Annotated in this window: 21 protein-coding genes and 4 pseudogenes; 14 read left to right on the top strand and 11 right to left on the bottom strand. The window is 43.5% G+C overall.

The window, feature by feature from the left end:
* Window positions 1–203 precede the first annotated feature (203 nt).
* Genes ACWGOO_RS14460 through ACWGOO_RS14450 form a run of 3 tightly spaced genes read left to right on the top strand, consistent with a single transcriptional unit; the run spans window position 204 to window position 3,209 of the window.
* Entirely contained in the window at window positions 204–1,214 is a 1,011-nt protein-coding gene (locus ACWGOO_RS14460) for a zinc-dependent alcohol dehydrogenase family protein (protein WP_452484455.1), read from the top strand.
* 31 nt (window positions 1,215–1,245) lie between these two features.
* On the top strand, window positions 1,246–2,403 hold the full coding sequence (locus ACWGOO_RS14455; RefSeq protein ID WP_452484453.1) for an SMP-30/gluconolactonase/LRE family protein: 1,158 nt from the start codon (window positions 1,246–1,248) through the stop codon (window positions 2,401–2,403).
* Between the two features lie 17 nt (window positions 2,404–2,420).
* Window positions 2,421–3,209 (top strand): SDR family oxidoreductase, encoded by a 789-nt coding sequence (locus ACWGOO_RS14450; RefSeq protein ID WP_452484451.1) that lies wholly within the window; start codon window positions 2,421–2,423, stop codon window positions 3,207–3,209.
* A 200-nt stretch (window positions 3,210–3,409) separates the two neighbouring features.
* On the opposite strand, the gene ACWGOO_RS14445 is transcribed toward ACWGOO_RS14450, so the two are convergent.
* Complete coding sequence (locus tag ACWGOO_RS14445; protein WP_452484449.1) at window positions 3,410–4,501, bottom strand: hypothetical protein; 1,092 nt, start codon at window positions 4,499–4,501, stop codon at window positions 3,410–3,412.
* Between the two features lie 222 nt (window positions 4,502–4,723).
* Between ACWGOO_RS14445 and ACWGOO_RS14440 the strand changes: the two genes are divergently transcribed.
* Window positions 4,724–6,424 (top strand): glycoside hydrolase family 13 protein, encoded by a 1,701-nt coding sequence (locus ACWGOO_RS14440; protein ID WP_452484447.1) that lies wholly within the window; start codon window positions 4,724–4,726, stop codon window positions 6,422–6,424.
* A gap of 69 nt (window positions 6,425–6,493) precedes the next feature.
* On the opposite strand, the pseudogene ACWGOO_RS14435 reads toward ACWGOO_RS14440, so the two are convergent.
* Window positions 6,494–6,583: pseudogene (locus ACWGOO_RS14435) on the bottom strand (HAD family hydrolase); the annotation flags it as partial.
* Window positions 6,584–6,746: 163 nt separating this feature from the next.
* Entirely contained in the window at window positions 6,747–7,544 is a 798-nt protein-coding gene (gene pdaA / locus ACWGOO_RS14430) for a delta-lactam-biosynthetic de-N-acetylase (RefSeq protein ID WP_452484445.1), read from the bottom strand.
* A 476-nt stretch (window positions 7,545–8,020) separates the two neighbouring features.
* Here pdaA and ACWGOO_RS14425 point away from each other — a divergent pair, with 476 nt between their 5' ends.
* Together ACWGOO_RS14425 and ACWGOO_RS14420 are read left to right on the top strand one after the other, a co-directional pair.
* On the top strand, window positions 8,021–8,416 hold the full coding sequence (locus ACWGOO_RS14425; RefSeq protein ID WP_354454599.1) for a MerR family transcriptional regulator: 396 nt from the start codon (window positions 8,021–8,023) through the stop codon (window positions 8,414–8,416).
* A 143-nt stretch (window positions 8,417–8,559) separates the two neighbouring features.
* A complete protein-coding gene (locus ACWGOO_RS14420) occupies window positions 8,560–9,726 on the top strand; it encodes an MFS transporter (RefSeq protein WP_452484510.1) in 1,167 nt (388 codons plus the stop codon).
* A 442-nt stretch (window positions 9,727–10,168) separates the two neighbouring features.
* Here the strand turns inward: ACWGOO_RS14420 and ACWGOO_RS14415 are convergent, their stop codons facing one another.
* Together ACWGOO_RS14415 and ACWGOO_RS14410 are read right to left on the bottom strand one after the other, a co-directional pair.
* On the bottom strand, window positions 10,169–10,318 hold the full coding sequence (locus tag ACWGOO_RS14415; RefSeq protein ID WP_452484443.1) for a hypothetical protein: 150 nt from the start codon (window positions 10,316–10,318) through the stop codon (window positions 10,169–10,171).
* Window positions 10,319–10,338: 20 nt separating this feature from the next.
* Window positions 10,339–10,578, bottom strand: a complete 240-nt coding sequence (locus ACWGOO_RS14410) for a helix-turn-helix domain-containing protein (protein WP_452484441.1) — start codon at window positions 10,576–10,578, stop codon at window positions 10,339–10,341.
* A gap of 166 nt (window positions 10,579–10,744) precedes the next feature.
* Here ACWGOO_RS14410 and ACWGOO_RS14405 point away from each other — a divergent pair, with 166 nt between their 5' ends.
* Window positions 10,745–11,059: a hypothetical protein gene (locus ACWGOO_RS14405; RefSeq protein ID WP_452484439.1), complete on the top strand. Its 315-nt coding sequence runs from the start codon at window positions 10,745–10,747 to the stop codon at window positions 11,057–11,059.
* 356 nt (window positions 11,060–11,415) lie between these two features.
* Here ACWGOO_RS14405 and ACWGOO_RS14400 read toward each other — a convergent pair whose 3' ends face one another.
* Window positions 11,416–13,161 (bottom strand): right-handed parallel beta-helix repeat-containing protein, encoded by a 1,746-nt coding sequence (locus tag ACWGOO_RS14400; protein ID WP_452484437.1) that lies wholly within the window; start codon window positions 13,159–13,161, stop codon window positions 11,416–11,418.
* A gap of 1,041 nt (window positions 13,162–14,202) precedes the next feature.
* Here ACWGOO_RS14400 and ACWGOO_RS14395 point away from each other — a divergent pair.
* Complete coding sequence (locus ACWGOO_RS14395) at window positions 14,203–14,355, top strand: hypothetical protein (protein WP_170970763.1); 153 nt, start codon at window positions 14,203–14,205, stop codon at window positions 14,353–14,355.
* Window positions 14,356–14,426: 71 nt separating this feature from the next.
* Here the strand turns inward: ACWGOO_RS14395 and ACWGOO_RS14390 are convergent, their stop codons facing one another.
* Window positions 14,427–15,803, bottom strand: coding sequence for a tetratricopeptide repeat protein (locus ACWGOO_RS14390; protein ID WP_452484435.1), 1,377 nt, complete (start codon window positions 15,801–15,803; stop codon window positions 14,427–14,429).
* Window positions 15,804–16,101: 298 nt separating this feature from the next.
* Here ACWGOO_RS14390 and ACWGOO_RS14385 point away from each other — a divergent pair, with 298 nt between their 5' ends.
* Window positions 16,102–18,741, top strand: a complete 2,640-nt coding sequence (locus ACWGOO_RS14385) for a tetratricopeptide repeat protein (RefSeq protein ID WP_452484433.1) — start codon at window positions 16,102–16,104, stop codon at window positions 18,739–18,741.
* A 243-nt stretch (window positions 18,742–18,984) separates the two neighbouring features.
* Here the strand turns inward: ACWGOO_RS14385 and ACWGOO_RS14380 are convergent, their stop codons facing one another.
* Window positions 18,985–20,757 carry an alpha-glycosidase gene (locus ACWGOO_RS14380; RefSeq protein WP_452484431.1) on the bottom strand — a complete coding sequence of 591 codons (1,773 nt, stop codon included), beginning with the start codon at window positions 20,755–20,757 and terminating at the stop codon, window positions 18,985–18,987.
* Between the two features lie 152 nt (window positions 20,758–20,909).
* On the opposite strand from ACWGOO_RS14380, the gene ACWGOO_RS14375 reads away from it, so the two are divergent.
* The 3 genes and pseudogenes from ACWGOO_RS14375 (at window position 20,910) to ACWGOO_RS14365 (ending at window position 22,921) form a co-directional block, all read left to right on the top strand.
* A complete protein-coding gene (locus tag ACWGOO_RS14375) occupies window positions 20,910–21,584 on the top strand; it encodes a response regulator transcription factor (RefSeq protein ID WP_452484429.1) in 675 nt (224 codons plus the stop codon).
* Window positions 21,584–22,494, top strand: a pseudogene (locus ACWGOO_RS14370) (HAMP domain-containing protein); the annotation flags it as partial. The gene ACWGOO_RS14375 and the pseudogene ACWGOO_RS14370, both read left to right, overlap by 1 nt.
* Before the next feature lie 112 nt (window positions 22,495–22,606).
* On the top strand, window positions 22,607–22,921 hold the full coding sequence (locus ACWGOO_RS14365) for a hypothetical protein (protein WP_452484427.1): 315 nt from the start codon (window positions 22,607–22,609) through the stop codon (window positions 22,919–22,921).
* A 324-nt stretch (window positions 22,922–23,245) separates the two neighbouring features.
* Here the strand turns inward: ACWGOO_RS14365 and ACWGOO_RS14360 are convergent, their stop codons facing one another.
* Window positions 23,246–23,455, bottom strand: coding sequence for a YqaE/Pmp3 family membrane protein (locus tag ACWGOO_RS14360; RefSeq protein WP_225999311.1), 210 nt, complete (start codon window positions 23,453–23,455; stop codon window positions 23,246–23,248).
* Between the two features lie 254 nt (window positions 23,456–23,709).
* Here ACWGOO_RS14360 and ACWGOO_RS14355 point away from each other — a divergent pair, with 254 nt between their 5' ends.
* Window positions 23,710–24,111: a hypothetical protein gene (locus ACWGOO_RS14355; protein WP_452484425.1), complete on the top strand. Its 402-nt coding sequence runs from the start codon at window positions 23,710–23,712 to the stop codon at window positions 24,109–24,111.
* 413 nt (window positions 24,112–24,524) lie between these two features.
* On the opposite strand, the gene ACWGOO_RS14350 is transcribed toward ACWGOO_RS14355, so the two are convergent.
* Window positions 24,525–25,403 (bottom strand): DNA-binding protein, encoded by an 879-nt coding sequence (locus tag ACWGOO_RS14350; protein ID WP_452484423.1) that lies wholly within the window; start codon window positions 25,401–25,403, stop codon window positions 24,525–24,527.
* Window positions 25,404–25,806: 403 nt separating this feature from the next.
* Here ACWGOO_RS14350 and ACWGOO_RS14345 point away from each other — a divergent pair.
* A pseudogene (locus ACWGOO_RS14345) lies at window positions 25,807–26,021 on the top strand (hypothetical protein).
* A gap of 23 nt (window positions 26,022–26,044) precedes the next feature.
* Here ACWGOO_RS14345 and ACWGOO_RS14340 read toward each other — a convergent pair.
* Window positions 26,045–26,320: pseudogene (locus ACWGOO_RS14340) on the bottom strand (SPRY domain-containing protein); the annotation flags it as partial.

Genomic DNA, 26,320 nt, shown 5'->3' with positions numbered 1-26,320 from the left:
AGCGAAGTCACCCAGTCTCCAATTGTACTTGGTAAGGATCGTTAAAAGCCCGAAAGCAGTTTACGACCGTTTATATTTTAAAAGTAAAGATTGACGTCTTGAAGACAATTGGATACAGTGTATTATATAAGAAACATTGTTTCTTATGTAATACACTGTATCCATGCTGGGTAAAAGTTTAACATTCAAGGAGGACAACCAAAATGAAAGCAGTGCAACTGAAAAACGGCTTTGGCTTTGAAGAGCTAACCTTGACGGAACTTGACATACCGGTGCCGGGACGGCTGGAAGTTCTGATCCGCATAAGGGCAGCGTCTCTTAATTATCGAGATTTAGTAATACTTAATGGAGTCATGCCGATCGGCATTCAATTTCCCTTCATTCCGTTATCCGATGGAGCGGGTGAAATTGTGGCTGTGGGCGAAGGAGTAACAAAATTTCAGGTTGGACAAAGGGTAGCGACAAATTTACAACAGAAATTCATTGGCGGGAGCACGAGAGCGGAGGTATTAAAGGACAGTCTGGGAGGCCCGCTCAGTGGAGTGGCGGCTGAATATATCGTTCTGCATGAAGAAGGGGTCGTCGCCATTCCGGATCACCTTTCTTGGGAGGAGGCTTCCACCTTGCCGATTGCGGCATTAACCGCATGGAGCATGCTGATGGAATCCGGCGGGCTGCGAGCGGGGGATACGGTGCTCTTGCAAGGAACAGGCGGTGTTTCCATCTTTGGGCTTCAATTCTCTCTGATGGCGGGAGCACGGGTAATAATCACATCAAGTAGCAATGACAAGCTGGAACGGGCAAAAGCTCTCGGCGCATGGCAGACAATCAACTATTTGGAAGTTCCCGAGTGGGGTAAGGTGGCTCTGGAGCTGACAGGCGGAGTCGACCATGTCCTGGATGTAGGGGGAGCGGCAACAATGGTGCAATCCATCAATGCACTTCGTACCGGAGGGACTGTGAGCATGGTCGGATTCTTATCGGGCTTGACCATTCCTGAGTTCGATGTCACCAGCATATTGCAGAAGGCTGCGACGATTCGCGGCAGCCAAGTCGGTAACCGGGAACATTTCGAAAACATGAATCGTGCCATTTCCCGTCATCGTTTACATCCTGTCATCGACCGGGTATTCCCGCTCAGCCAAATCGGCGAAGCCTTCGCACTTTTGGCTGAAGGAAAACAGTATTTCGGTAAAATCGTCGTTCAAATATAAATATTATTCACATCACATAGGAGGCACTCTAATGCCCAGTAAACCTGATTTATCTGTCCAAGATTCTCAAGGAAGAACGAATAAGAAACCGCGTAAATGGGTACGCAGAACCGGATTATCGCTGCTGGCGGTAATCCTTCTGGGAGTGGTTATTTTCATGCTCATTCCTTCCCCTGTCCAGCCTGTAAAATGGCTTGCACCTTCGACCCCCTCTTTTGAAGAAGCGGGGCCATGGCAACAAAACAATAAACTCAGCTCCGCAGAGCTTGTTACAGATGCCCCTAAGTATCCGGAATTTATCACCTTTGACAAGAAAGGAAATTTATATACGGGAGACTCCGACGGGAAAATTTATAAGGCTGCCATTGATACAAAGGGCAATCCGCAAAAGGCCCAACTATATGCAGATACCAAAGGAACGCCCAATGGACTTATGTTTGACGCAAGTGGAAATCTGATCGTTACGGATGTTAAGAAGGGGCTGCTGTCGGTAGATCCTTCCGGAAACGTGACGGTGTTGGCCGATCAAGTCGACGGCACACCGATTTATTTGGCCAACGAGCTGGATATTGCCAAAGACGGTACTATTTATTTTTCGGACACCTCCAATTATGGCAGTGTAGTCTTCAAAGAAATCGCCGAAAACAAGCCACATGGACGTTTGCTGAAATATGATCCGGTGACCAAGCAGACGACAGTTCTGTTGGAAGGCCTTTATTTTGCGAACGGGGTTGCCTTGTCTGCGGACGAAGATTTTGTGCTTGTGGCAGAGTCGTATCACTACCAATTGACCCGATACTGGCTCAAAGGGCCGAAGAAGGGGACTTCGGATATTTTTGTGGATAATCTCGCCGGTTTTCCGGATAACATTACGCGTGATGACCAAGGCCATTTCTGGGTCGGTCTCTTCACGACACGTATTCCCTTTGTAGATCAGATGCATAAAAGCCCGTGGCTGGCTGGAATGATGGCCAAATTGCCTCAATCGCTGCTCAGCGGTGCAAGCGCACCTGTGAAGCATGGGCTTGCTGTGGAGCTTAATCCGCAGGGTAAACTCATCGGAAGCTGGCATGATCCTGAAGGCTCGGTTTATGGGGTAACCACGGTTGTAAACCATGACGGATATTTATATATAGGCACAGCTCCTGGAGGCAGTCAGGGCGTTCATCGCGTGCGTTTAACCAAATAAGCTTGGGAGGGTTTAACATGATATTGGATGAGTTGAAATTATCCTGGAAAGGGAAGGAAAGCTTAGCCGGTAAGGTAGCTTTGGTAACAGGCGCAAGCAGCGGCATTGGGGCATCGATTGCAAAAAAACTGGCAAAGCGAGGCGCGTATGTAGCTGTATTGGCACGCCGTCAGGAGCGATTGGACGAATGGGTTCGCGACTTGCACCAAGAGGAATTGTACGAGGTCATGGCAATACCTGCCGATATCCAAAAAGCTGAAGACGTACAGCAGGCGGTCCACGCCATTCTTGAACGTTGGGGGCGGCTTGACATTATCGTTGCCAATGCCGGCTTCGGGTATCGAAGCCCACTGGCAGAAGTGGATCTGGAAAGATGGGAGGAGCTTTACAAGACGAATGTGCACGGTCTTGTCCTGACATTGAAGTACGGACTTCAGCCAATGAAGGAACAGGCCAAGGGGGATGTTGTCATTGTTTCCTCTATTGCAGCGAAGGAAGTAGTTGCCGGAGGAGGACTATACAGCGCTACCAAGTACGGCGCTAGCGCCATAGCCTCCGCATTGCGTTTGGAGACCAGTACGCAAGGAATTCGTGTAACTGCGATTCACCCCGGGGCGGTGGCGACGGAATTTTCGCAGGTGGCCGGATATCCCGAGCAGGAAATTCGGGCGTTTGCTTCGAGCGTTGTGCCGCTGCATCCCGATGATGTTGCAGAAGCTGCCCTTTATGCACTGGAGCAACCGGAACATGTCAATATTCCAGAGTTGACCATTATGCCTTCGAGGCAGGTCCAGCGGTTCAAATAGAGCGGTATTTATTCTGACATAAACCGGGTATGGCGGCGAAGAGAACTGCTTGCCCATAACCTGCTCAAATGACTGAGTATGAACCAAAAAGCGCGAGCTACAAGGGGAACAACCCTTGCACTCGCGCTTTTTTACACTAATAACGAAGCGTGACTGTTCAATTAGCCCCATGTTCGCTCATTCAGTCATCGTGGGCACAGCTATAGTGTAATGACGTACAGACCTAGCGGCGTATTTGCACTGCCGGCGACCATGAAGCTAAGATCATAGCTGGACCTGCCGGGAGGGACGCTGATCTCAGCCAATCGGCATACCTTGGTCTTATCTCGTAGCAGAGGGATACCATATACACGATCATCCACACGCACAGACCCGGCGAATGCTCCCCCACGCGGATTGGCGTAGATGCGGACCGTACGTTCCTCGCCACCGTCGTTAACGATGGGAATCGTCGCGTTATATATAACACCGAATTGTCCACGGTTATCAAGCGCAGGGCCCAGTTCGCTGCGGGCCGCGGTAAACAGCAGATCGGCAGGAGTCCCGCCGTCCAGTTTTTTCGTGGCACACGCCCGGTAGTTGGCGCTTTGCCCGACCACGTACTCTGGCATCCGCGCGTTCGTTTCGGAAAAGGACCATACACCGCGCGGATGCGCCCGCGGCGGCGGTACGGGTGGTAGCGGTTCCGCATGAATCCCGCGCAGGTCGGACTGTGTATCCTTGCTGACCACGGTGCGGATTACATAGTCCAGCGTACCGTGGCCTTCGCCATATTCCACGGTGAGGTCATAGGTGAATCCAGCCAGCGATCCTTCAGGCAGCTCGAATTCTTCCAGCAGCGTTGTGCCTTTGCCAAATTTATGACGGTCTACTGGCTTCAAGCGCTTCATCGTACCTGCCAAACAGCTTTTGGCAATGGACTGCCCGACATCCATAATCCAGTTACCATCCTCAGGCGCAATCTCAAGAGCACGCTTGATATGACGTACTTCCAGCGCAGCATCGCTTTTGTTCTCTACGGTGATGCCCAGTTTGACGGTTCCGCCGATTTTGTTGTAATGCCAACCGAAAATGCGATGCTTGACCGTACGGGTTGTCGTGCGTACCACATCATGCCACAGGGTAGCTTGCTCGGCAGGTACAGTCACAGGGGTGAGCGTCTCCGGGTTATCGCTAAGCATCAGGCGGCGTTTTCCTCCTTCGGTGGCTGATTCCACATCCACATTGATATTCGACGGGATCACAGCTGACTCCACAATCAGATCCTTTGGCACTTTGGGGCGATGGTTCATGTGGGTTCCTCCTTTGATTTAGAGAATGGGACCGCTTCTGGTTCATGGATATGGGCGGTTTATATATATAGGTAACGTCGGAATAACTTATACAACCTGTTTTTAAAAATATTTTTTTTCAATCTCCCTTCTCCCCATCATACAACCGATTCGCCAGCAGGTATTGAGAGTATGTTAAGAGCATATGCTATTGGATGTACAGAGAAGCTACAGGAGGGCAACATGCCTAAAAAAATATGGTGGAAGGAAGCCGTTGTGTATCAGATTTATCCGATTAGCTTTCAGGATTCGGACGGAGACGGTAAAGGAGATTTACGAGGCATTCTGTCCAGGCTGGACTATCTGAGTGAGCTGGGCATTGATGTCATCTGGATTTGTCCGGTGTACAAATCGCCCAATCATGATAACGGCTACGATATTAGCGATTATTATGCCATTATGGATGAATTCGGAACGATGGAGGATTTTGATAAACTCCTTCACAAGGCGCATGAACGAGGCATTAAAATTATGATGGATCTGGTTTTAAACCATACATCAGATGAGCATCCGTGGTTTACGGAATCACGTTCGTCCAAGGATAATCCGAAACGGGACTACTACATATGGCGAACAGGCAAAAATGGCGGATATCCGAACAATTGGGAATCGTATTTTTCCGGTTCTGTGTGGAAATATGACAAGCTTACAGACGAATATTACATGCATCTGTATTCCGAGCATCAGCCGGACCTCAACTGGAACAATAAAGAAATGGTCGCTGAACTGTACCGTATGGTGGAATGGTGGCTGAAAAAGGGAGTCGATGGCTTCCGGTTTGATGCCATTGCTCATATTGTCAAAGCGGAAGGGCTGCCGGACGCCAATAATCCCGAGAAACGGACATGGGTACGAGCCTATCAGCTCTTTTCCAATTTGGAACAGGTGCATGTGCTTCTTCGCATGCTGAACGAAAGGGTGCTGGAGCGTTATCCCTTAATGACCGTCGGTGAGACATCAGGATTGAACCCTGAACAGGCGCTCGATTATGTGGGGGATCAGCGGCATGAACTGAATATGGTTTTCCAGTTTGAACACATGTTTATAGATGCCCAAGGGCAAGGGACAGAAAAATGGAAACCCAAGCCGTGGACACTGGTGGAACTAAAAAAAATTATGAGCAGTTGGCAGACGGTGCTTCATCAGGAAGGATGGAATGCCAACTATTTGAACAATCATGATCAGCCGCGCGCCCTCTCACGATTCGGAAATGATGGACAATACCGTGTGGAGTCGGGCAAAATGCTGGCAACCTTCACGCATATGCTCGAAGGTACGCCGTACATTTATCAGGGTGAGGAAATCGGTATGACGAATATCGCGTACTCGTCGATTGATGATTACCGGGACGTGGAGACATTGAATTATTATGAGCAGCAACGGAAGCTTGGTGAACCGGAAGAGCAGATTATGGCGGCGATTTGGAGAAAAAGCCGGGATAATGCGCGGACACCCATGCAGTGGAATGGAGGGCGTGCGGCCGGGTTTACCGATGGAGAGCCATGGATGAAAATTAACGATAACTACACGCACATCCACGCTGAGGCGGAAAGAAATAACCCGGATTCAATTTTTCACTATTATCGCAAGCTGATTGCCCTGCGCAAACAGCATGAGGTGATCGTTTATGGTGAATATAAGCTGCTGTTGCCACTGGATACGGAGCTGTATGTGTTTACCCGTACGTTGGAGAAGGAGCATCTGCTAGTCATTTTGAATTTCTTTGACCGTGACCCAGTGTTCCACTGGCCTGAGGAGGAGGGCTATCCTGCCGCGAAAGCGGAGCTGCTTCTGTCCAACTGCGAGCCGGTAAAAGGGGAGAATCTGAACGCCCTGAAGCTGCGTCCTTATGAAGCCAGAGTATATAAGTTAAGCTTGGAATAGGCGTTTTAGCTTCTTATGGATATTTTGCGGGCTGATGTCCAGCACTTCCGGCAAGAAGGCTTCCACATGAGTCAGTTGTTCCAGACAGTCTGCGATCTGATCCGACACACACTGTCCCTTGAAGCAAATCGTTCCATCCAAATCGAATACAAAGTGCATGATGTACCTCCGGTATGTATGTCGATCCTCCGAATATTTGTTTATCTATTATATCTAACCCCTTCTTTGAGCGTAAAGTAAAAAGCCCGATCCACACACTGTCTATAGTAGGCAGTGTGGATCGGGCTAAGACATAAAAGACTTACCGATTTAAGATGCTTCTTTAGTGGTAATGCTTGACCTTGAGGTCGTCCAGACTTTTGAATTCATATCCTTGCTTGCGAGCTTCGTCAATGATAGAACCAAGCGCTTCGGCATTGTCCTTGGACACGGAATGGAGCAGAATGACCGCTCCAGGATGGAGCTGATTCATGACCTGACGATAGGCATAGTCTGTTCCTTGCTGGATATTTGTATCCCAGTCCTTGTAAGCCGCAGACCAGAATACGCTTGTATATCCCGCTTCCCGGCAGGAAGCCAAGGCTTTTTCGCTAAAAATGCCGCGTGGCGGTCGGACGTATTTCATTTCTTTTTGTCCGGTCAGTTCGGCCGATGCGCTTCGTACCCTATCCAGCTCAGACCGGATCTGTGCCGAAGAAATGGTACTCATATCAGGATGACTCCATGAATGGTTCCCGATGATATGACCTTCGCTGGCCATACGGCGCATCAAAGCAGGCTGGTCTTTTACAAAATGCCCGGTCACAAAGAAGGCAGCCGGGACTTTTTTAGCCTTCAATACATCCAGCACTCTGGGGGTAAATCCATTCTCATAGCCGTTGTCGAAGGTAAGATACAGTTCTTTTTTGGTCGTATCCCCCAAAAAAATGCCTCCCTGTCTTTCGATCAGGTGCATAAAGCCCTCTTGCGCTATGGAAGGCAGCTCCCCTCCCTTGCTTTTTTTAAATCCAAAATGATAAGGCTGTCCGTCAACAGCCTGCGTAGCTAGTGCGGGTTGACTCGTAACTACCAACATGCCAACAACCGCAGTGCATAACAATAAGGCAAACATTCGCTTCATCTATGTTCCTCCGCTTCTCCGTCCTGTTCGGGTAAGGTGTGTATGCTTCGGCATATTCCATAGATTCTGCAAAACGGCGCTTTTTTATGCAATATGAATTAACGAGAATAGGTCGTCTTGCCAATGGGCAACCGTTGCACGGCAACCAGAACAAAGCCTTCATACTTAGGTTAGGATTTGATGAAATTTCCAAATTCCTCCGACTCATATGCAGATTTCAGATCCTTGGCCCATTGGGTGTCTTTATGTACCTTTCACAATTCCGAAATCAAGGTCTTTCAGATAAACGAGAACTTGTGCCGAATCCAGCACCTTGAAATTCATTTTATGTTTGGCAGGCTCAATACAATCCTTGAGGAGCGCTCGGTACGTATCCTTTGCTCGAGACAAGAACTTTTAATCCGAAAATTTCATAGAGACATCTACAAAAAATTAAGTGTTGCTTTCGAGTTAACTCGAAAGTATATACTGTGTTCATGGAAAAGTTACTAACTATTCGACAGGTTGCTGATGTTACGAATCTTAGTGTTCACACGCTTCGCTATTACGAGAATATTGGTCTTCTTAACTCAATCCACCGAAATAAAAATGGTTACCGTTATTATTCACCTGAAGATATCACTTGGATTAAGTTTTTGACTCGACTGAAAGCTACAGGAATGTCAATCAACAAAATGATCGAAATCGCTGAGTTAAGGAGGCAGGGAGATTCAACTATAACTACAAGGAGGGTACTTCTCGAAGAGCACTATAAAGAAGTTCAAGAGCATATGATTGAGCTTCAGAAAAATCTAAATTTGCTTGCAGATAAAATCGTTATCTACAAGGAGATGGAGAAGAATTATGAATTAGAACATAAGATGGACAAATAATGATAGGAAGTGATATTTGGAAAAAATAAATAAATAGAATTAAAAATCACCATTATAAAGAAATATTAGGCTTAAAACAAAATAAGTACTGTTTTATAATATATATGTTTATATATTACTTTAAAGTATAAGGAGAATTTCACATCCATATGAAAACGTCATTTGTAACCTTTATCATTGCCCTCGGCGTATTTGGAATAGTTAATACCGAACTTGGAGTTATAGGTATTTTACCGCAGATTTCGAATCAATTCCAAGTCAGCATTTCTCAAGCGGGTATGCTTGTAAGCATGTTTGCGCTTATCATTGCCATCTCTGGTCCGTTCATGATTTTATTATTTTCCGGAATAAACCGAAAAAAAATCTTAGCAGGAGTGCTTGCTATTTTTACAATTGCCAATCTTGTTTCAGCATTTGCCCCCAACTATTCTGTCCTAATGTTTTGTCGTATTTTACCTGCTTTTCTCCATCCTGTTTATTTCTCAGTAGCATTTTCAGCAGCTGCAAGCTCTGTTCCCAAAGAACAAAGTGCTAAAGCAGTTTCCAGAGTTTTTACAGGATTAACTGTGGGGATGGTTTTAGGCATTCCAATCACATCATTTATTGGGGATCAGTTTTCACTCGAAGCTGCCTTTCTCTTTTCTGCTGTTATTAATGCTTGCACATTTATCGGTATAATAGCTTGGATTCCATCCATGTCAGTAAAAGAAAAGTTATCTTATGGGAATCAGTTGAAAATTTTGGTTAAGCCACAATTGTGGTTTAACATTGCGGCCACTTGTTTCATTCTTGCAGCATTGTACTCCGTATATTCTTATTTTGCTGAATATCTTAGAATAGTGACAAACATGAATGGTAAAACGATAAGTATCATGTTAATTCTTTTCGGAGCGAGCGGTGTTTTCGGTAATCTACAGGCAGCTAAGCTATTAAGCAAGAGTGTAGTTAAAACAACCATTTTTTATCCTCTGCTGCTTGGAATCATTTATTTGCTAGTATTTTCTGTGGGAAATTACACGATTCCGATGATCCTTATTATCATTGCGTGGGGAGCTGTTTTTACAAGCGGCCTCATTATAAGCCAAACCTGGCTAACCTCTGAGGCCTCAGATGCAGCTGAGTTTGGCAATAGCTTGTTTGTATCCTTTGCAAATTTGGGTGTAACAATAGGCACCGCCTCAGGTGGCTGGTTTTTATCCCAAATGGGAACACACCAGATTGTATGGAGCGGTGTATTGTTTCTGATGCTTGCATTCATCTGCATTGGAGTAAAAATCAAGCTCTTTGATTTAAAAGAAGTTAAGGTTTAAATGTTAATGTCACCACTGGAGACCGGTGATGTTGGTGTAGCTGAAAATATGTTGATCATCTGAAAATATGTTGATCATCTGAAAATTGAAGGAGAAGCAGACAATTTGAAATGATCGTTGTACTGCCTTTTAAACTTAATAAGCCAGCGGTAGTCTGCTGAAACGTAAAAAATATGATTTTTTTTAACACTGATTATTTTGATCCAACATTGAATCTAACGAAGAGCAGAGCGGAGAGGCACATCTTGCTTGAAGCGGAAAAAATTTTAAAGAAAACTTAAAAACGTCTATATTTTGATGGACGAGCTGGGGAACTAAATTTTCGACAGGGTTATCCTGTTACTCGTTATCGGATTCAGAATGAGTCGGATTAACTTCTATTCTAAATTTAATGATGACTGATCTCTCTCTTATACTAACCATAGAATGCATCTATATAAGCTCAACTAATGATTTTAGGCTTAATGAGTTTTCGTAAGGAAGATTCCATGCGGACGCACAAACGGTTAATGATGGCCCATCTATCTTTGGAGATCTCGTCCATGAAGTCCTTCACATTCTTACGAATCTCGGCCACCGTATGATAAAACACATTGTTGATGACATCGGCTTTTAGCCATTTCCAGAGTTGTCCAGCACCATCACCAAGCCATTCAGCCCTTTCTCTTGATAGGATTTGATGTAGGTGTTCACCGTTACAGGGTTTCTGCGAATGATCTCCGCAATTTCGGTCGCCAACATCTGTTTCACAGCATGTAAGTAGATCGTCTGATAGCGTTCATACATCCGACGGTTTTTCTTTTGACCCAGCCGCCTTTCCCATTCTTGTTGATCCGTTGGTTGAATTTCCATCATCATCACTCATCTCGTTGATTTTCCTTATCTATTCGACGTGCGAATCGGAAATCCATTCCAAGATTCGTGAAACTTTAGTTGAACTTATATAGTTCTTCGTATATGAAGGTGAAGTATGCGAAGTGCGGTACTGCAAAAGCATGTCTAGAGAGGATGATTCAAGATGTCACCCGTGTCAAAGAAACGAAAAGTAGGGAAGAAAAAGAAGAAACAGCCGCTAAACATAAGCAAGCCCATGTTAACCAAAGAGACGGTCAAGTACATCTGTTTGAATTGCAAGGAAACAGAAGACATACCGCTTAGCGTAGTTCAAAACTTTGATATGATGGACGATGGAGACCCGAAGGTTGCACCACAATTTGCCTGTGAGATTTGTGAAGGAGAGATGTATCCGGAATATTACAAGGGTGTTCATGGATACGAATACCGGATAGAAAACCGAATGGGGGAAAGAGAAGTAGAAGGCAGCTCAAAGTAGGATAGAAGAGGGAATGGATATGGGGCGGAAAAGCGAGAGCGCCCGCCTTTGAAATTCGTGTTGATACCGATAAACAAGATTCAAAATAACACGAATTTCAACAGCGGTTGGGGCCCCATATCCAATTCCCTCCCCAAACGTATGGGTTACACCAAGGACGCCGCAAGGCGCGTTTTTCTTAGAGGTGGTTTGGGATTTGGGGTAAGCGAGGCTGACCCACCATGCGGCTTATTCTCTTCTGCTGCATGCAGGTACCTCGCCATCTAACGGTTACTCTTACACATTTTGATAGGAATTCTTCGGCAATACAATTAAACGTTTGATATGAGTCAATTATTTAAAATGCTTAGTTTCCGTTACTGCAAAGTGGTGACTGTCAAGGCATTACTTGCTGCCGAAAGGTTACCACCGTTATCGCTGCCCATGATCGTAAAGCTGTAATTGGTACCCGTTAGCAAGTTGACTACTTCGTAGCTTGTTTGTCCCTCCGTCGTGCCGACCAGCGTACTTCCGGCATAGATGAGATATCGGTTTGCGCCAGTGCCGGCTGTCCAGGATAAGGTTACTCTCGTTTTCCCAACGGTTGTTGCTTGCAAGCCGCTCGGAGGTGAAGGCGGTATCGCGTCAGGGGCAATTGACCCTACAGCTACGCTATAGCTGGTGTTTGTTGTATTTCCGCTCACCGTGTTGCCTCCAAGCTCAACGCCGGATCCTGCTGTTATTTTGATACCTCCGCTGTTACCCGTCACCTTGTTATTGATGATATCGGTATAATCAGGATTTCCTGCCGTCGAAGTACCTGTGCCGCTATCGCCGGCAAGATGAATGCCCCAGAAACCAGTTGCGCCGTTCCCATCGATCAAATTGCTTCGAATAATAGTTCTGGGCGCTTTCCCCAAATAAATTCCTGATGAATTGGAAACTTTATAAAAATTTCGGATCGTGTTTCGCTCGATGGTCGTGTCTGGTGTGTCAAACAGTACCCAAACACCGTACTTGCTGCTGTCAATAACATTATCGTGGATATAGTTATATGAACCTGTCGCATCATGAATATAGGTAGTCCCGCCGGAGTTGCCTAGCCCCACTCCACCTCCCCTAGAGACACCCGTAATGGTATTGGCGTATACTTCGTTCAAATATTCATCTTCGCCATGTAGATCGATGGCATCAAGGGCGCTATTCGTGATGGTGTTGTTACGAATCACGTTATTATGCGTGTAGTTTTGCAAAAGAACTCCATGGCGGATATAAGGACCGAGGATTGTGTTATTCTGCGCCACGTTGCGTGCAGAATCGTCATTCTGTCCGATATGATCCTCATGATAAGTACCTTCTAACACAATGCCGTAACCCGCTCCGGCTCCACCTACGTCCGTCGCATTCTTAATTGTGCAGTTCTGGACTACGACATCCTGAGCCTTCGTAATTTTAATGGCATTGTTTTTGAACTTCTCGATGGTTATCCGGTCAATCGTAACATTGTATGACTTATTGCTAGTAGTGCTGTCGTACAGGATTTGGATGCCATGATTAGGCCCACCGGCATCAGGGTTACTCGTGGTCGAGTCGGAAGAATATGTTTTGTTCCAAATAGAAGTGATGCTGAAATTTTTTAAATAAACGTTATTAACCCCTTTCCCACGCATGACGTAATAGGTAATGGGGTTAGAGGTTTTGTCAGTATTGTCGAAATTTGATTTCAACACAACACCCAATTGGCTTTCTCCACGGATATTAACACCCGATTTAAGCTGAAAATGAGTGGATGTATCATTGGGATCTGGGGAATTTAAGTTATACGTCCCATTCGGTAAATAGATTTCATCGCCCGCTTTTGCCGCAGCTATGGCGGCGCGGATCTTGGCTGCATCGTCCGCAGCAGAATCCGCCGTATTGGCCCCATATTGGGTGACCAGATTGAGGGTGGAGCCGGTTTTGCTGTTCGACATATGGATGGTGTGCGGAGTTCTTCCGTCATTTTCATACATGCCAGGCCACGGGGGATCCGCTGCTGCCGCATGTCCGCTGTTGGCCCCGACACCATAAACAGCCATCGCCAATGATAAAAGCAGCAACTTACCTTTGCTCTTTGGTTTCATTACTTTCCCACCTTTCAAAAATGTGAATGATTGCACTTTTGCAACCGTTTCCAATATCTAGTATAATAAATTTTTCCAGTAGTGTCTTGTGTTTTTTGCAGGTAAAAGTTTATAATTTTTGGCTTGTTAACTTGGTGGAACACATACACGTTTATCCATGATTAACTACATGCTAAGCAGGTGCTTGATCGCAATTTCGTATTTTAACAGAATTTTAGGAAGCTCGGGAAAAAAATCAGAGAGCCTTTGGTCCACGGACGTAATCAGCGAGTCCACTTGATTATCAGCATTGCTTCAGCTACCAGGTATCCATTACGTATGATGACCATACTGTGCACATGGCGGTTACGAAAAGCATCCATCATTTCTGCCAACTGAGCCGAGTCCATTCCCTGCGCTTCCGGTGTGGTTGTCCCATATCTATGGAATTGTTATTACTCTATTCGAAGAAAAATTTGTATTTTCACCATGGTTAAATGAAATGTCGGCCGGTCGTTGTTCGATTAATGGATATTTCGATTTGTCTATATGCTGAAGATGAGAGACATCATCCTATTATGGATTACGCCTATGCAAAAGTATGACAAACGTTTAAAGTCCGGAAGGATGAAACTGACCTATGGTATCGGATGGCGGGTAGCGAAGATTGGGAACCAAGTGTTTTTCTTGTTTATAGGATATTGCATAGTTATAAACATGTGAATAAGCGAATAGAGTCATAAGTGTTAGAAGAAAATAAAGTACGAGACTGAAAAATAAGGGTATGAGGTTCACTCAACGTCTGGGTTATTTATTCGGCGTTAGCCGAACCCCATTTACTCATTAAAATAGGTTGTGATATTTACTTGTAGTGTTTTGTTAGTAAAGCCTCTTTTCTCTATGATCTGCTATTTGCCGATACAACTTCTCCTACTCTAGCATATTCATATAACATATCTCTTCGCAGTTGAGATCAACTCAAGGATGGCTTATATCCGTCTGAACAGGGCTCGCAAATGAGAGATTAAAGGAAAATCAAAGTATTTTAAGGAGGTAATTGCTTTGGGAAGGAAGAGACGGAGCGGTTTTAAAAATAAAAGAATTTCGGTAGACGTCAGACAATCTTCTTCAGCTCAGACAGGACAAGGTGGCAACCCTATTTCTATCAATGCTTCTGATGTCGGGGTCGTAAGAACAGATATTCAAAATAAGTAATCCGTTAAAAAGTTATGTAGCCAACGCGCGTCGATACCCATTCGGCGCGCGTTGTTTGAGTTTAGTTTGAGTTAGTCATCATCTTTTAAGTACATTCCGGTCATTAATCTCGTATACTCTGCATCAGTTTCACGGGACGCAAATAATCGGGAATGCTCATAAAGCCCAATATAATTAATGATACAGGATTTATTATCGACCTCAAAGGCTTTTTCCAAACCGTCGATTAGATATTGAAAACCAACGTCAAATGCCCCTCTGCTTAAATAATAGTGAGCCAGCTCATATAGAAAAAGAATATATAAATCTGGCGTGATCTTGTGTGTATACGTAACGATAGCTTTTTCCCGCGCCATAAAGGCTGTAATGTCTGTTTCGAACTTGTTAAGAAAATAATCAACCTTGATATCCTGCTGATTGGCGGCTCTGACGATTTTGAATAAACCCGACATCAGCTCCGTTTGTGAAGCTTCAATGCATGTCACATAGTCCAAAATGGCGCTTACATCTCCGCTTAGCATTTTATATAAAAATATACCAGACCGTGCCCATTCCTTGCATTTGTTCAGCCAGTATTGGGTTTCCTCATCCGTTTCCTTCACCCAGCTTAGATTAGCATACGCGTACGTATATTGTAGCGCTTGCTTGTAGCTTCCTTGGGCCTCACAAATGTTCGCACGAAGATAGTTAGAATAGGCCATATAAAAGAACATTGGTCTTTGTGGCTTTTTGAGTGGTTCCTGATTAACTTTATTAGGTTGGTGCATGAGAAGGTATTGAATATTAGCCTCATCGTCCATATCCTGAGCCAAGTCCTTGGCTAAATCCCATAATTCCCTTTGCGAATAGGCAATCGCCAGTTCTCTTAATGCGTCGAGTCGGTCTATGTCGTCAAGCTGATCCAAAAGGGAAAAAACCCGGTTAGCAGCATCTACGTTTTTCTGTTTATTGGGTCCCAGCCCAAGAATAAACAAGCGATACTGACACAAGGCCAAGCGTTCTGAACGTCGGCCGCCCTCCCTTTTAACAATATTTCTGTAGAGAAGGGCTGCTGCGGCGTGTTTGTCATGTATGAAAAAATCCTCAGCTACTTCGAACAATAGAGGAGCGTAAGTCTTGTTATCCAACCCTAACAAACTGGTTTGCCGAATGCAATCCAGTTTGTCCAGTTCTTCACATCGGTATAAAAAAGGTTTAATGTAACGCCAATCGGGTACAACTTCGACCAGATATTCTTTGATGTAATGCTCATAAAAATGGCCTGGATTCAGTCCCATACCGTATGTAACCCGATCCAGTTGCTCTACCGAGAATGGCATTTTTTTGCCCAAAATCGCATCGACTGTCTCCGTTTCTACATCTGCCATTTCGCAAAATTGGGTTATGCTTAGGCCTTCTCGTGCCATGAATTGCTCCAGCTCTGTGCGTATCGTGGTTGTATGTTCCAAATAAACCACCCCTTTCACAATTCGCATGCTCAATCAGCGCTTACCTGAACATATTATAGCACCGTTCTGGGAGTGTTTGTATGTGTATTGGAAGTTTACAGCTTGATTAAAGGCATTTCAATAAACACGGTAGATTAAAAACAGCGCTGTGATGATATAGAAAAAGTTTTTATGGATTTTAAATTGAAATCAGATTTCTTGTATTTTCTAAAAAATTATCCATGGTGATAATTGTAAATACGTATGCTATTATGTAGAGAAATAGGCTATAAGAACTACATTTGAAAGAGGCGATTTTTTGGGAACCAAAGTTGAATATATTGACGTGTTGAATGAGGTTGTGTATAGCAGTTTGGAGGGGATCTTAAAAAAGTTAAATAAAAGGATTCATATCAAGCTCTACGCCCTTGTTTATAACGGAAAAAAATCTCTCACTCAAAATATTAGAATAAAAAAAACCATTGCGAGTAGTCGCGAAGATGGGAAACCGGTCTCTCAAGATACCCTACAAGATGTATCGAACGTATATGCTGAGTTAAAAGCTGATTTTTCGGCAGTGGTTGATAGTTACGGCGATATTAAGAGTTATTTTGATAGGCAAAAGCAACAACCGTATCAGGCAGACATTAATAATGACGAAGATTCAAAGAATACTGAAAATGAAATAGAAATAGAACAGGATATAAACGTTGAGAATAGCATACTTGATACCAAGATTATTTATTCTAATCAGTTACCTTTTTATAATGGCCAAGCATTATATAATGTCGTATATATAGTGGAAGTACGAAATGTAGAGTATGAGAGTAGGAAGCTTTTTTATCAAGAACCCGAAATATCTTTTCTAAGAATGATAATGGATTATTTCTTTAGTGATTATTTTTCTTTAGATACCCAATTTAATGCTATTACGATGAATAATGATAATCAAATCGACACAAAGTATAACGAAGACAGTCTTCAATTTACCAGAAGATTAACAAGATTGTTTTTTGGAAAGATGCAACAATGTCTTATTGAAGCTACGAGTCTTAAAATTGAAGTTCAATATGATCATATGCTTCAAAGTAAGTATTATGTGAATAATCTACTTGAGAAAGTAGATGAAATATCTACTAAAACATATGAAGGTACAAGTCCCTTTGGCTCCATTTTGTTCATGAATGAAATGGTTATTAAGGAGCAACCTCTTATTCGTTTTACCGTGAAATTCACTAAAGAAGACCGCATTAGGCTGGACGATTCCAAACGTATACGTAAGCTGCTTGAATTAACAAATATAGATAAGGACCTTTATCTTATCGCTGATCATAACGAGATCCATGGCTTGGGTGAGATAAACTGGAATTTACAAGAGGGTGCTCTGATATTAAGACTGGATTTTAATGGACTTTCCAAGTGCAATCTGGTTCTCGTTAGAACGGATGCAAAACGATCAAATTATGGTGAACTTTTAGTAAATGATGACAGGAAGTTTTATCGCTCAGATCTTAGTTTGGTAGAAACTCGACTGGTATCCGTTTCTTTTAAAAACCCAAGACTTGGAGAAGAAGGTTACACTTCCGAGAAGTTTATCCATCTTCTAAAAAGTGTTTTTTGGGAAGGACAGTCTGATCATGATGACATGGTCAATCGGAAACTTGAGAAATTGGATCAGATTGTCCGTAAGGCTCGGGAACAAAAGCATGGAACTATGGTAGTTATCACAGAACCGGAGATTGCTAAATGTGAGATGGAGAGGTTAAGTAAACAGTCAACATTAATTGAACCAGGCATCATAAACCCGGAATACATAAAATTCCTAACTGCTATTGACGGTGCAATTTATTTTGATATTGATGGAAACTGTCATGCAATTGGTGTCATTCTGGATGGTATCGCTAAGGGAGATATAGGAGATGCTAGTCGTGGGGCTCGTTATAATTCTGCGCATCGCTACTGGCATAAGCTTAGAGATATTGATGAACAGAATGAGAACGGTAAATGTGTAATCGCTATTATTTCAGAGGATGGCATGGTAGACTTAATTCCCGAATCTGAAGATGAGGAAAAGATACTAGCATTAGCTGAGGAAATTATTGACAGTATCAATGAGGAGAATCATGATTCTGACAAGTTGCAGGAGAAGGAGGAAACTCTCCTGCAATCAAAAATTGTAGACTGTGATTGGTTATTTAAAGTTGGGAAAGTATACTATCTTAAGAAAAACTATGTTAAAGCTATTTCTTTTTTTGAATATGGTATGGAAAGAGCAGAAAAGAGTTATATTCAACCTGAATATTTTGACACTCTAGGAAGATGTTATTCTTTCACAAAAGACTATGAATTGGCAATTAAAATGTATAAATTTTGCGTTGCTAAAACAGATAATTACAAAAGTAAACATGTATACTTAAGAAGTTTAGGACATGCTTTTTTGGATTATAGCCATAAGTTTAAAAAAGACAAACAAAAGCGTCATTCACTTTTAAATAACGCTATAGGGTTCCTGACTGAAGGAATTGAATTAGCGAAGATGCATTCTATTAAATCATCTGCTGTACATTATAATATTAGAGCAATATGTTACTACAATTTAGGTGATCTAAAAGAAGCGATTAGGGAATTTACTCTGGCTTTGAATGAGGAACCCAATAATTCAGAAATTTTATGGAATAGATACCTGGTAAAAAAAGAAATGGGAGACATAAAAGGTTCTATACAGGATATTATGGAGGCCGAGTTCAAAAAGCATGATGAGAAATATATAACGCAATTATCCAGTGTTCTAGATGAAAATCCCCATCTTAACGAGGATGTCATCACATTTTATAATAAGCTAGCTACACAAGAAACAGAACCTTCGGAATTAGTGGAACTGTTAGAAAAGTATAAGAAACAGATCGAATTAAGTAGCCTTGCTGAGGGTGCCGCAGTTAAAGAGATTATACCTGATTAAGATTGAGAGTGTTAAAATTCTAGGTGACATTTTTCGTTAGGTGTTTTGATTATTCTAGCTCTGCTACAATGATTGGAACGTATTATTTGTAATACTTACCCAATAAAAAGAGTCAAAGGATCACCGAGATTACCATATAAAATATTCATAGATAGCTCAATAAACCATCGGGAACAGGTACCACACTGTTTCCGATGGTTCTCGCTGTTTGACATATGTGTCTTACATAGGCTTATATCCTTATTATGGCTTTCCCCCACCTTTTTTCGCAGGCGCTGTCTTCAGTACGGCGTAGCCGTAGGGTGGAAGCTCGGCGCGCAAGCCCTTCGCTCCTGCGGACCACTGGCTTTCGCCAAAAGCCAATTCCCATTCCTGCTCGGGAATATCCAACTCCAAGACGTGGTTCTTACCGGAACGGTTAAGCAGCACGAGCAGCACCTCTTCCTCACTGCGGCGCTCATAGGCGAGTGCTGCGCCCTCCGGCTCTGCCTCCAGAAAAGTGAGGCATCCCGCAGCACGCAGCGCAGGATGTTCCTTACGCAGCGCAATCAGCTCGCGGTAAAAGTCGAACAGCTCGCGGTCCTGCTTGCAGGGGTCCCACTCCATGCACTTGCGGCAGCCTGGATCCGCATCTCCATCCAGACCAATTTCATCACCGTAATAGATGCAGGGCGCGCCCATGTACGTGAACTGAAACAGTGCGGCCAGCCGCACTAGCCGCTTGTCATCGCCGCACAGCGTCAGGAGGCGCGGCGTGTCGTGGCTATCCAGCAGATTGAAGGCAACCTCGGATACCTGTTGCGGATAGCGGGCCAACTGCCGTCCGATGGCAAAGGCGAAGCTTTGGGCATCGGTTGCTTTTTTGACGAAAAAATCATTCACTGCGTGAGTAAAAGGATAATTCATCGTTGCATCGAACTGGTCACCCTGTAGCCATTCAGACGATTCATTCCATATTTCACCCAGAATGTACGCATCCGGGTTAGCCTGTTTGACCGTGGTGCGGAACTCCCGCCAAAAGGCGTGGTCCACCTCATCTGCCACATCCAGCCGCCACCCGTCGATGCCGATCTCTTCGATCCAATGTTTTGCCACGTTCAGCAGGTACTTTTTCACCTCGGGATGCTCCGTGTTCAGCTTGGGCATCATCGGTTCCAGCCCGAAGGTATCGTAGGTCGGTGTATCATCAACCACTTCCAGCGGGAAGCTATGTACGTGGAACCAGTCCTTGTAAGGCGAGGCTTCGCCTTTTTCCAGCACATCCACGAACGGCTTAAAGGTACGTCCCGAATGGTTGAACACTGCATCGAACAGTATCCGGATTCCCCGGTCGTGGCAGGCATCCACCAGTTTTTTTAGCGTCTCCTTGTCCCCAAAATGCGGGTCCACCTCCATATAATCCTCGGTATCGTATTTATGATTGGTCGTCGCCTTGAACACAGGAGTCATATATATGGCGTTAATCCCCAGCTCGTTCAGGTGGTCCAGATGATCCAGAATGCCTTGTAGATCGCCACCGAAAAAATTGTCTCTTCGCGGTGTGCCGCCCCATGCCTCTACACCTTCCGGGCTAATGGAGGGGTCACCGTTTGCAAAGCGTTCCGGGAAAATCTGATAAAATACCGCATCCTTCACCCATGCAGGCGGCTTGAGAATATCAATTGGATTCAAAAACGGGTATTGGAACAGGCTGTCTGCATTTTGAGGCTCCTGGGTGGTAAAGTCGTCCTCGTTCATCCATATTTGTTCTTCTCCGTCTTCCAGCAAAAATCCATATTTCAGCCGGCGATGAGTGGGCTTTACGGTACACTCGTAGTAATCAAATCTGCCGTCGGTGGCGAATTTGGACATCGGAACGAGTTGTCGGGTGCGCTCCCAGTCGTATTTGTCTCCGGTTAGAGCGTGTACAGCGGTCAGGTCATTTTTCTTCACACGAAGCCGTAAAAATATGGTTGCATCGTTATAACCAAAAGCCCAATTTCGCTTCGGATGATGGTATATCGCTTCCAGCAACATATGGCATTCCTCCTATTTTGAGAGCAGTAGAATTTGAAATCATGTAGCATATGTCGTATAAGGTAGTTATTAACCTTTTTACGCGGGTTATGTACCATAAATGCTATAATGCCCATTACAATAAAAGAAAAACGATAAGCAGGTGTGCGTGAATGAAAACAAGTGTGTTATATATCGAGGACGATCAGGATATCGGCGCTTGGATGCATCAGTATTTGGAAGAGCGGCATTACGCTGTGGTATGGCTGCGCAGCGGAGATGGAGCTGTGGAAGCATCCCATACATGCCAGCTTGTGATTCTGGATGTGATGCTACCCGGTCTGGATGGATTTACGATTGGAAAAAGGCTCAAGAAGGAGCGGCCCGAGCTTCCGATTCTTATGCTGTCAGCACGTACTTCCATTGACGATAAGCTGCAAGGGCTGGATTTTGCCGACGATTATGTGACAAAGCCTTTTCACCCGGATGAGCTCATTGCACGAATGGAGATTTTGCTGCGTCGATCGGGAACTGTGCCCGAAGAATCCTTACAACTGGGACATCTCACGGTGTACCCTCCTGATAACCATATTGTGAATCGTGATACCGGGGAAGAAATTACGTTAACAGGCAAGCAATATCATATTTTCGCTTATTTGCTCCGGCATTTGGGCCAGATTATGACGAAGGAGCAAATGTATGAAGCCGTGTGGGGCGATCCATATATCGACGGGGACAAAACCTTAATGGTTCACATCCGGCATCTGCGCGAAAAGCTAGAGGTTGATCCTGCGGTTCCCCGCATCATTGAGACGATCCGTGGTGTAGGCTATCGGGTAAAGGCATAATGAACGGACTGCGAAAGGGATGGAGAAGGTTACGCCGTAAGCCTGGAGCAGAGAAGGGAACACGTTTCCGAAGTTCGCTGTTGTTCCGCTATCTGGTCATTATTGTAGTTGCCATGATGCTGTTGCCGACGGTGCTGCCTGCCACGATGCTTATATATAGCATGTTGTCTAACTGGGAGAAGAATCTCAAGCCTAAAAATCCATATTACCCTTCCAGTAACCATACCGAAAATAACTGGCATCGCGAAGCTGTAGCCTTGAAGGGAGCCACACCAGAGCAAATCTCAGCCCATCTGCGAAAAATACAGCGGGATACGTTTCCCGATTCTCAGATATTTTGGGTGGATGCAACCGGGAAAACAAGGCTGGAGCTACCCACACAACCTAACATTCCAAAGCAATGGAATGCGGCACTGGCTATAGCTTTTATGAAGCAAATAAGCATTGAGGGGCCTTTACTTTAGTGGCCTTTATTGGCGGGGGCAAGGATGATGTGAATCGGGGCTATATGCCATTAAAAGTTCCCCGTTCGTTCTTTGAACAGCCGCCTACAGATAGTAGCAGATTGCTGTACTACCTCTTTTTTATTGTATTGGTGCTTGCAGCTTTTATATTCGTATTTCTCCTGTTTTATGGAGGCATTCGGCGCAGACTGGTGCGGCTTCAGGCGGTCATGTCGCAACGGGGAGAGGATGGATTACCCATTCCCGTCAGCACCGGACGACCGGATGAAATCGGCAAGCTGGAGGAAGCGTTCAATCAGATGGTTGAGCAGTTGGCAGAGAGCCGGGGACGTGAGCGTCAGGAGGAAGATTTGCGGAAAAGGTTGGTCGCCGATCTGTCACACGATATTCGGACGCCGCTTACGGTCGTGCGCAGCCATCTGTACACACTGGATGCGGAAAATCTAATATTTACAATTTTATCCAATCGGTATATACTTACCATATAAATCCGAAAGCATCGGTGACACCCTACTGGCTAAAGCTGGTGGGGGTATTCTTTATACAGGAGGACAAACATTGAAGTGGTTTAATTACTTAAAGAAGCCTAATGTTAAAATAGAAAAATTAGAGATACCTGATTTCGAGGAAGAAGAGATTGTTACATGGGAGTCTTTGGAACAAAGAATGCTTAAACTGAAAAACAATTATCGGGAATTTGCGGAAACTGAGACCGCGAATTACTTTACAAAGGAGGTAATTAGGAAAATAAGGTTCAATAGGCCTTTAGAGATAGAGATTCTGAAAAGACCTTTCCCCGATAATTTGGAAGACTTCACAATTGGCGATATGAGTTTAATGTTAGAAGAACTTATTAGCTGCCGTCCCTTTTAACTATCAATAGCAATTGTTTACATTGAAATTCTCGAAAAGTGCTGTCTTGATTTTAAAGTTAAATTTAATAGTTCAATTGCATCACTCGTGAAGGACAAGGGAATATAAAGTGAATCTGCTAATTTCATTTTTTTATCATATATAACAGAATAACTGAAAAAAAGTTGCGGCAGACACGATCTATCATTCTTACCACCAGCTTTTTTTGGAATAATATTCATTCTTAAACAAAGTGGACTCTAAAAGCAGCCGGAAACAATTCTATGACTTAATCCTAGATATTTTACAGAATATTAATACCCGAGATTTCTCTGGGATTTCTGGTTACCTAGGGAATTGTCTGGCTTGCTTTACCGCTCTAATAAGTTCCTCGTTTCGGGGATCAGCATTATAATTGTTCACTACCACCACTGCATGAATTACTGCAGGAACCCAGCCAATACAGCACAAAATGACATTTAAAAATGCCTGCCAAGGCTTTCCGCATAGAATGATAGCTAGTGGGGGAATAAAAATAGAAAAGAAGTACTTCATAATAACACTCCTAATATAATTAAGATAATAATCAATAATTTTATAAAAATAGTATATATGATCTTGTAGATATTTTCTATTGATATTTACAAAATAGCCCAATTTGATTATACTTAGCCTAACACATACGGAAGTATCGTTGTGCAATCCGAAAGCATCGGTGACACCCTACTGGCTACTTTGGTGGGGTGTTTTTAAGTGTATGCAAGCTTATAATATCAACATGCGTGTTTACGTGCGTAAGGGTGATTGTATTGAGTATTAGAAGAGAAGTAGCGGAGGGTATTAGAGATTACAAAACTGCGGGTTTAGCAGAAATATTTGTTCTATGCGAAATCCTGATGGTGTCTGTAGTCGCTGGTAGATGGGCTGATAGAACTTGGTGGCCAGAGGGAGAATGGTGGGTTGGTGCTTGGGTTTTTATCGTGTGCCTACTTCTTCTTTTTGTTCCTGTAACATGTCTAATTATGACTGTTGTATTTGGTCTAGCTTGTGGTATAGCGGGCTGGATGATAGGTGACTATTTATTTGAGAATTTAGGTGCTTCTGTTGTGATTGCAATCATATCTGGAGTATTAGGGCTAATGATAAATATTGTAGGCTGTCCTAGATTTACTTCAAAGCGTTTAGCCCAAGAGTTTATTGATAAACTTTAAAATATTTAGAGGGAGCGAATTTATTCTATAGAATGACCATATTCTTGAATAAATCAGTTTGAGAAAAAGCCAGACGTTTGGTTGTTTCTTAAACTGTACACTATTAGATCAATTGAGGGATCGGCATGGAACAAATATGTGCATGCACAATGTCATCCCAACCATATGCTTATAACAATACATATGGAAGCACTGTTGTGGAATCCGAAAGATCGGTGACACCCTACCGGCTAAGCTGGTGGGGTGTTTTTACGTTTTATATTGTTCGGGATTTAGATTTGATATGTAATACAAAAACCCTTCCATCAGCGAAGGGTTTTCAACTTAGTTATTCAATGAAATATTAGGAGTTCATTCCGTGATTATTCGTGGATATTATGGTTGATCCTGTAGGGACGATTAAGGTGCCTACACTACCTAACAGAAACAATGCTACCGCCATCATACAAAATGCCTTTTTCACTTTTCAACACCCTCTCCAGAATTTTTTTGTTCAATGCATTATATTCACTTATTTGCTCTTTAGTCGCTTTATCTCTAAAAGCGACGAACAACGCATTGAGCTTTTTGTATCCTGTATCGTCCTTTAGCTTATCACTCATTCTCAATCCTTGAATGGTAGTACTTACTGCATTGTAAATAGTACCATTATTGAACTGATATAGAGCGATAAGGTAAAGATGGTCTACATAGTATCGTATGTTAGCATCTGTTTCGTACTCTCCGTCCAGAGCATCCAACTCAGCTCTGAACTCTTCTAGAACCCAATCTACATTGTAATTATGGGCAAGCGATGATTCAAGCACTGTTATAATCCCCGGTAGTAGCTCTTCATCTTCGCTTTGTTTGATGAACTGGACGTACTCCCTGAGTATATCCATCTTTCCCTCTAGTAAATCTAGAGTATATGTATTTGCCTTTGCAAGCATCTTGAAGTTAGCAACCTCTTCTTGTCCTTCTTGCTGTAATCCATATATCCATCCCAATTCTGCATATTTTTCGATACAATCTCGGGCAGCAACGTAATTGCCCTGTTTTTGGAGTGCGATACCCTTGGCGAGATTGGAAAAACCAAAATAGTAGGCAATGTTTCGTTTGAGTTTCGTTCTAATTTTCGGTTGTCCTTTAGCTTGCCGCAGTTGATTTTCTTCATATAGTTTTTGTATCGAAGAATAAAGCTTGTCTGCGATATGAACCATAGCGTCCCATCCTTCGAGCGAAAATTCTGCACGTAGCATGTCAGCTAACAAGTCTATATCAGTTATGGTTTCAAGAATCGACTTATTAAACATAAAACCCCTCCTTAGTTACATTTTTATCCAATAATATAACATATTTGGACAATGATCAATTACTTAGATTAAGTAAAAATATGCAACAAAGATGTGACAACCTCTTCAACTATCCCCAAATCCTCCTTTTCAATTTACCGCATATTCACAGGATATTCAACTTTTTTCCATTTGTCAATTGCGTATATAAGTACACATATTGTCTCAACTTATCTGACTTTTTTACGATAGTTTGTCCGCTCGCTACACAAGCAGATAGCCTGATGATGCCCTTGTGATTCAAGAGGTATGGGTATAACAAAAAAAGAGCCGAAGAGATAACCCTCACTGCTCTCATTAAACAAAAATCCCCGCTAACCTTAACTGGTCGGCGGAGATTTTTTGTTGAAGGAATTACCACACCATTCACCGATCGGATATAGAACTGTTCGCAGCTGCATTAAGCCAGGTAAGAGTATATGTAGTCCAGCCGTTGAGTATGATATAGTGGAGGTTGTAGATTACGGCGATGCAATAGAGAAGATTACACCGGAATCCATCAAGATTAACGGATCTTATTTCTTTCGTAAGCAATTTGAATTCAGAGTAGATGTGAAAAAGGACTCTAACGGCTTGTAGCCGAAAAGAGTCCTTCTTGTTGGTTATTTAGTTGAATACTCGCTTACTTCAAACGTGAGGATTTTATTGAATATTACATAGTCTTTACGGTTGCTGAATGGTCCTTTGTTGTTATTGTGTTTATCAATGGCAAAGAATGAAGGACCTCTACCAGCATCTTTAGCGTCATACCAAGCGATGAAGGCATTTAGTTCTTTCTTACTCAGATCGAATTCCTTATCAAATCCATTGTCCATTGTTACAGTCAGAATAGCGCGATCACCAGTTGGTTGGGAGGTACCATCTGTATCCGATGACAC

The sequence above is a fragment of the Paenibacillus sp. NPDC055715 genome (assembly GCF_053617595.1).
Note: the sequence above shows the minus strand (reverse complement) of the source record. Positions and strands in the feature narration are given on the sequence as shown.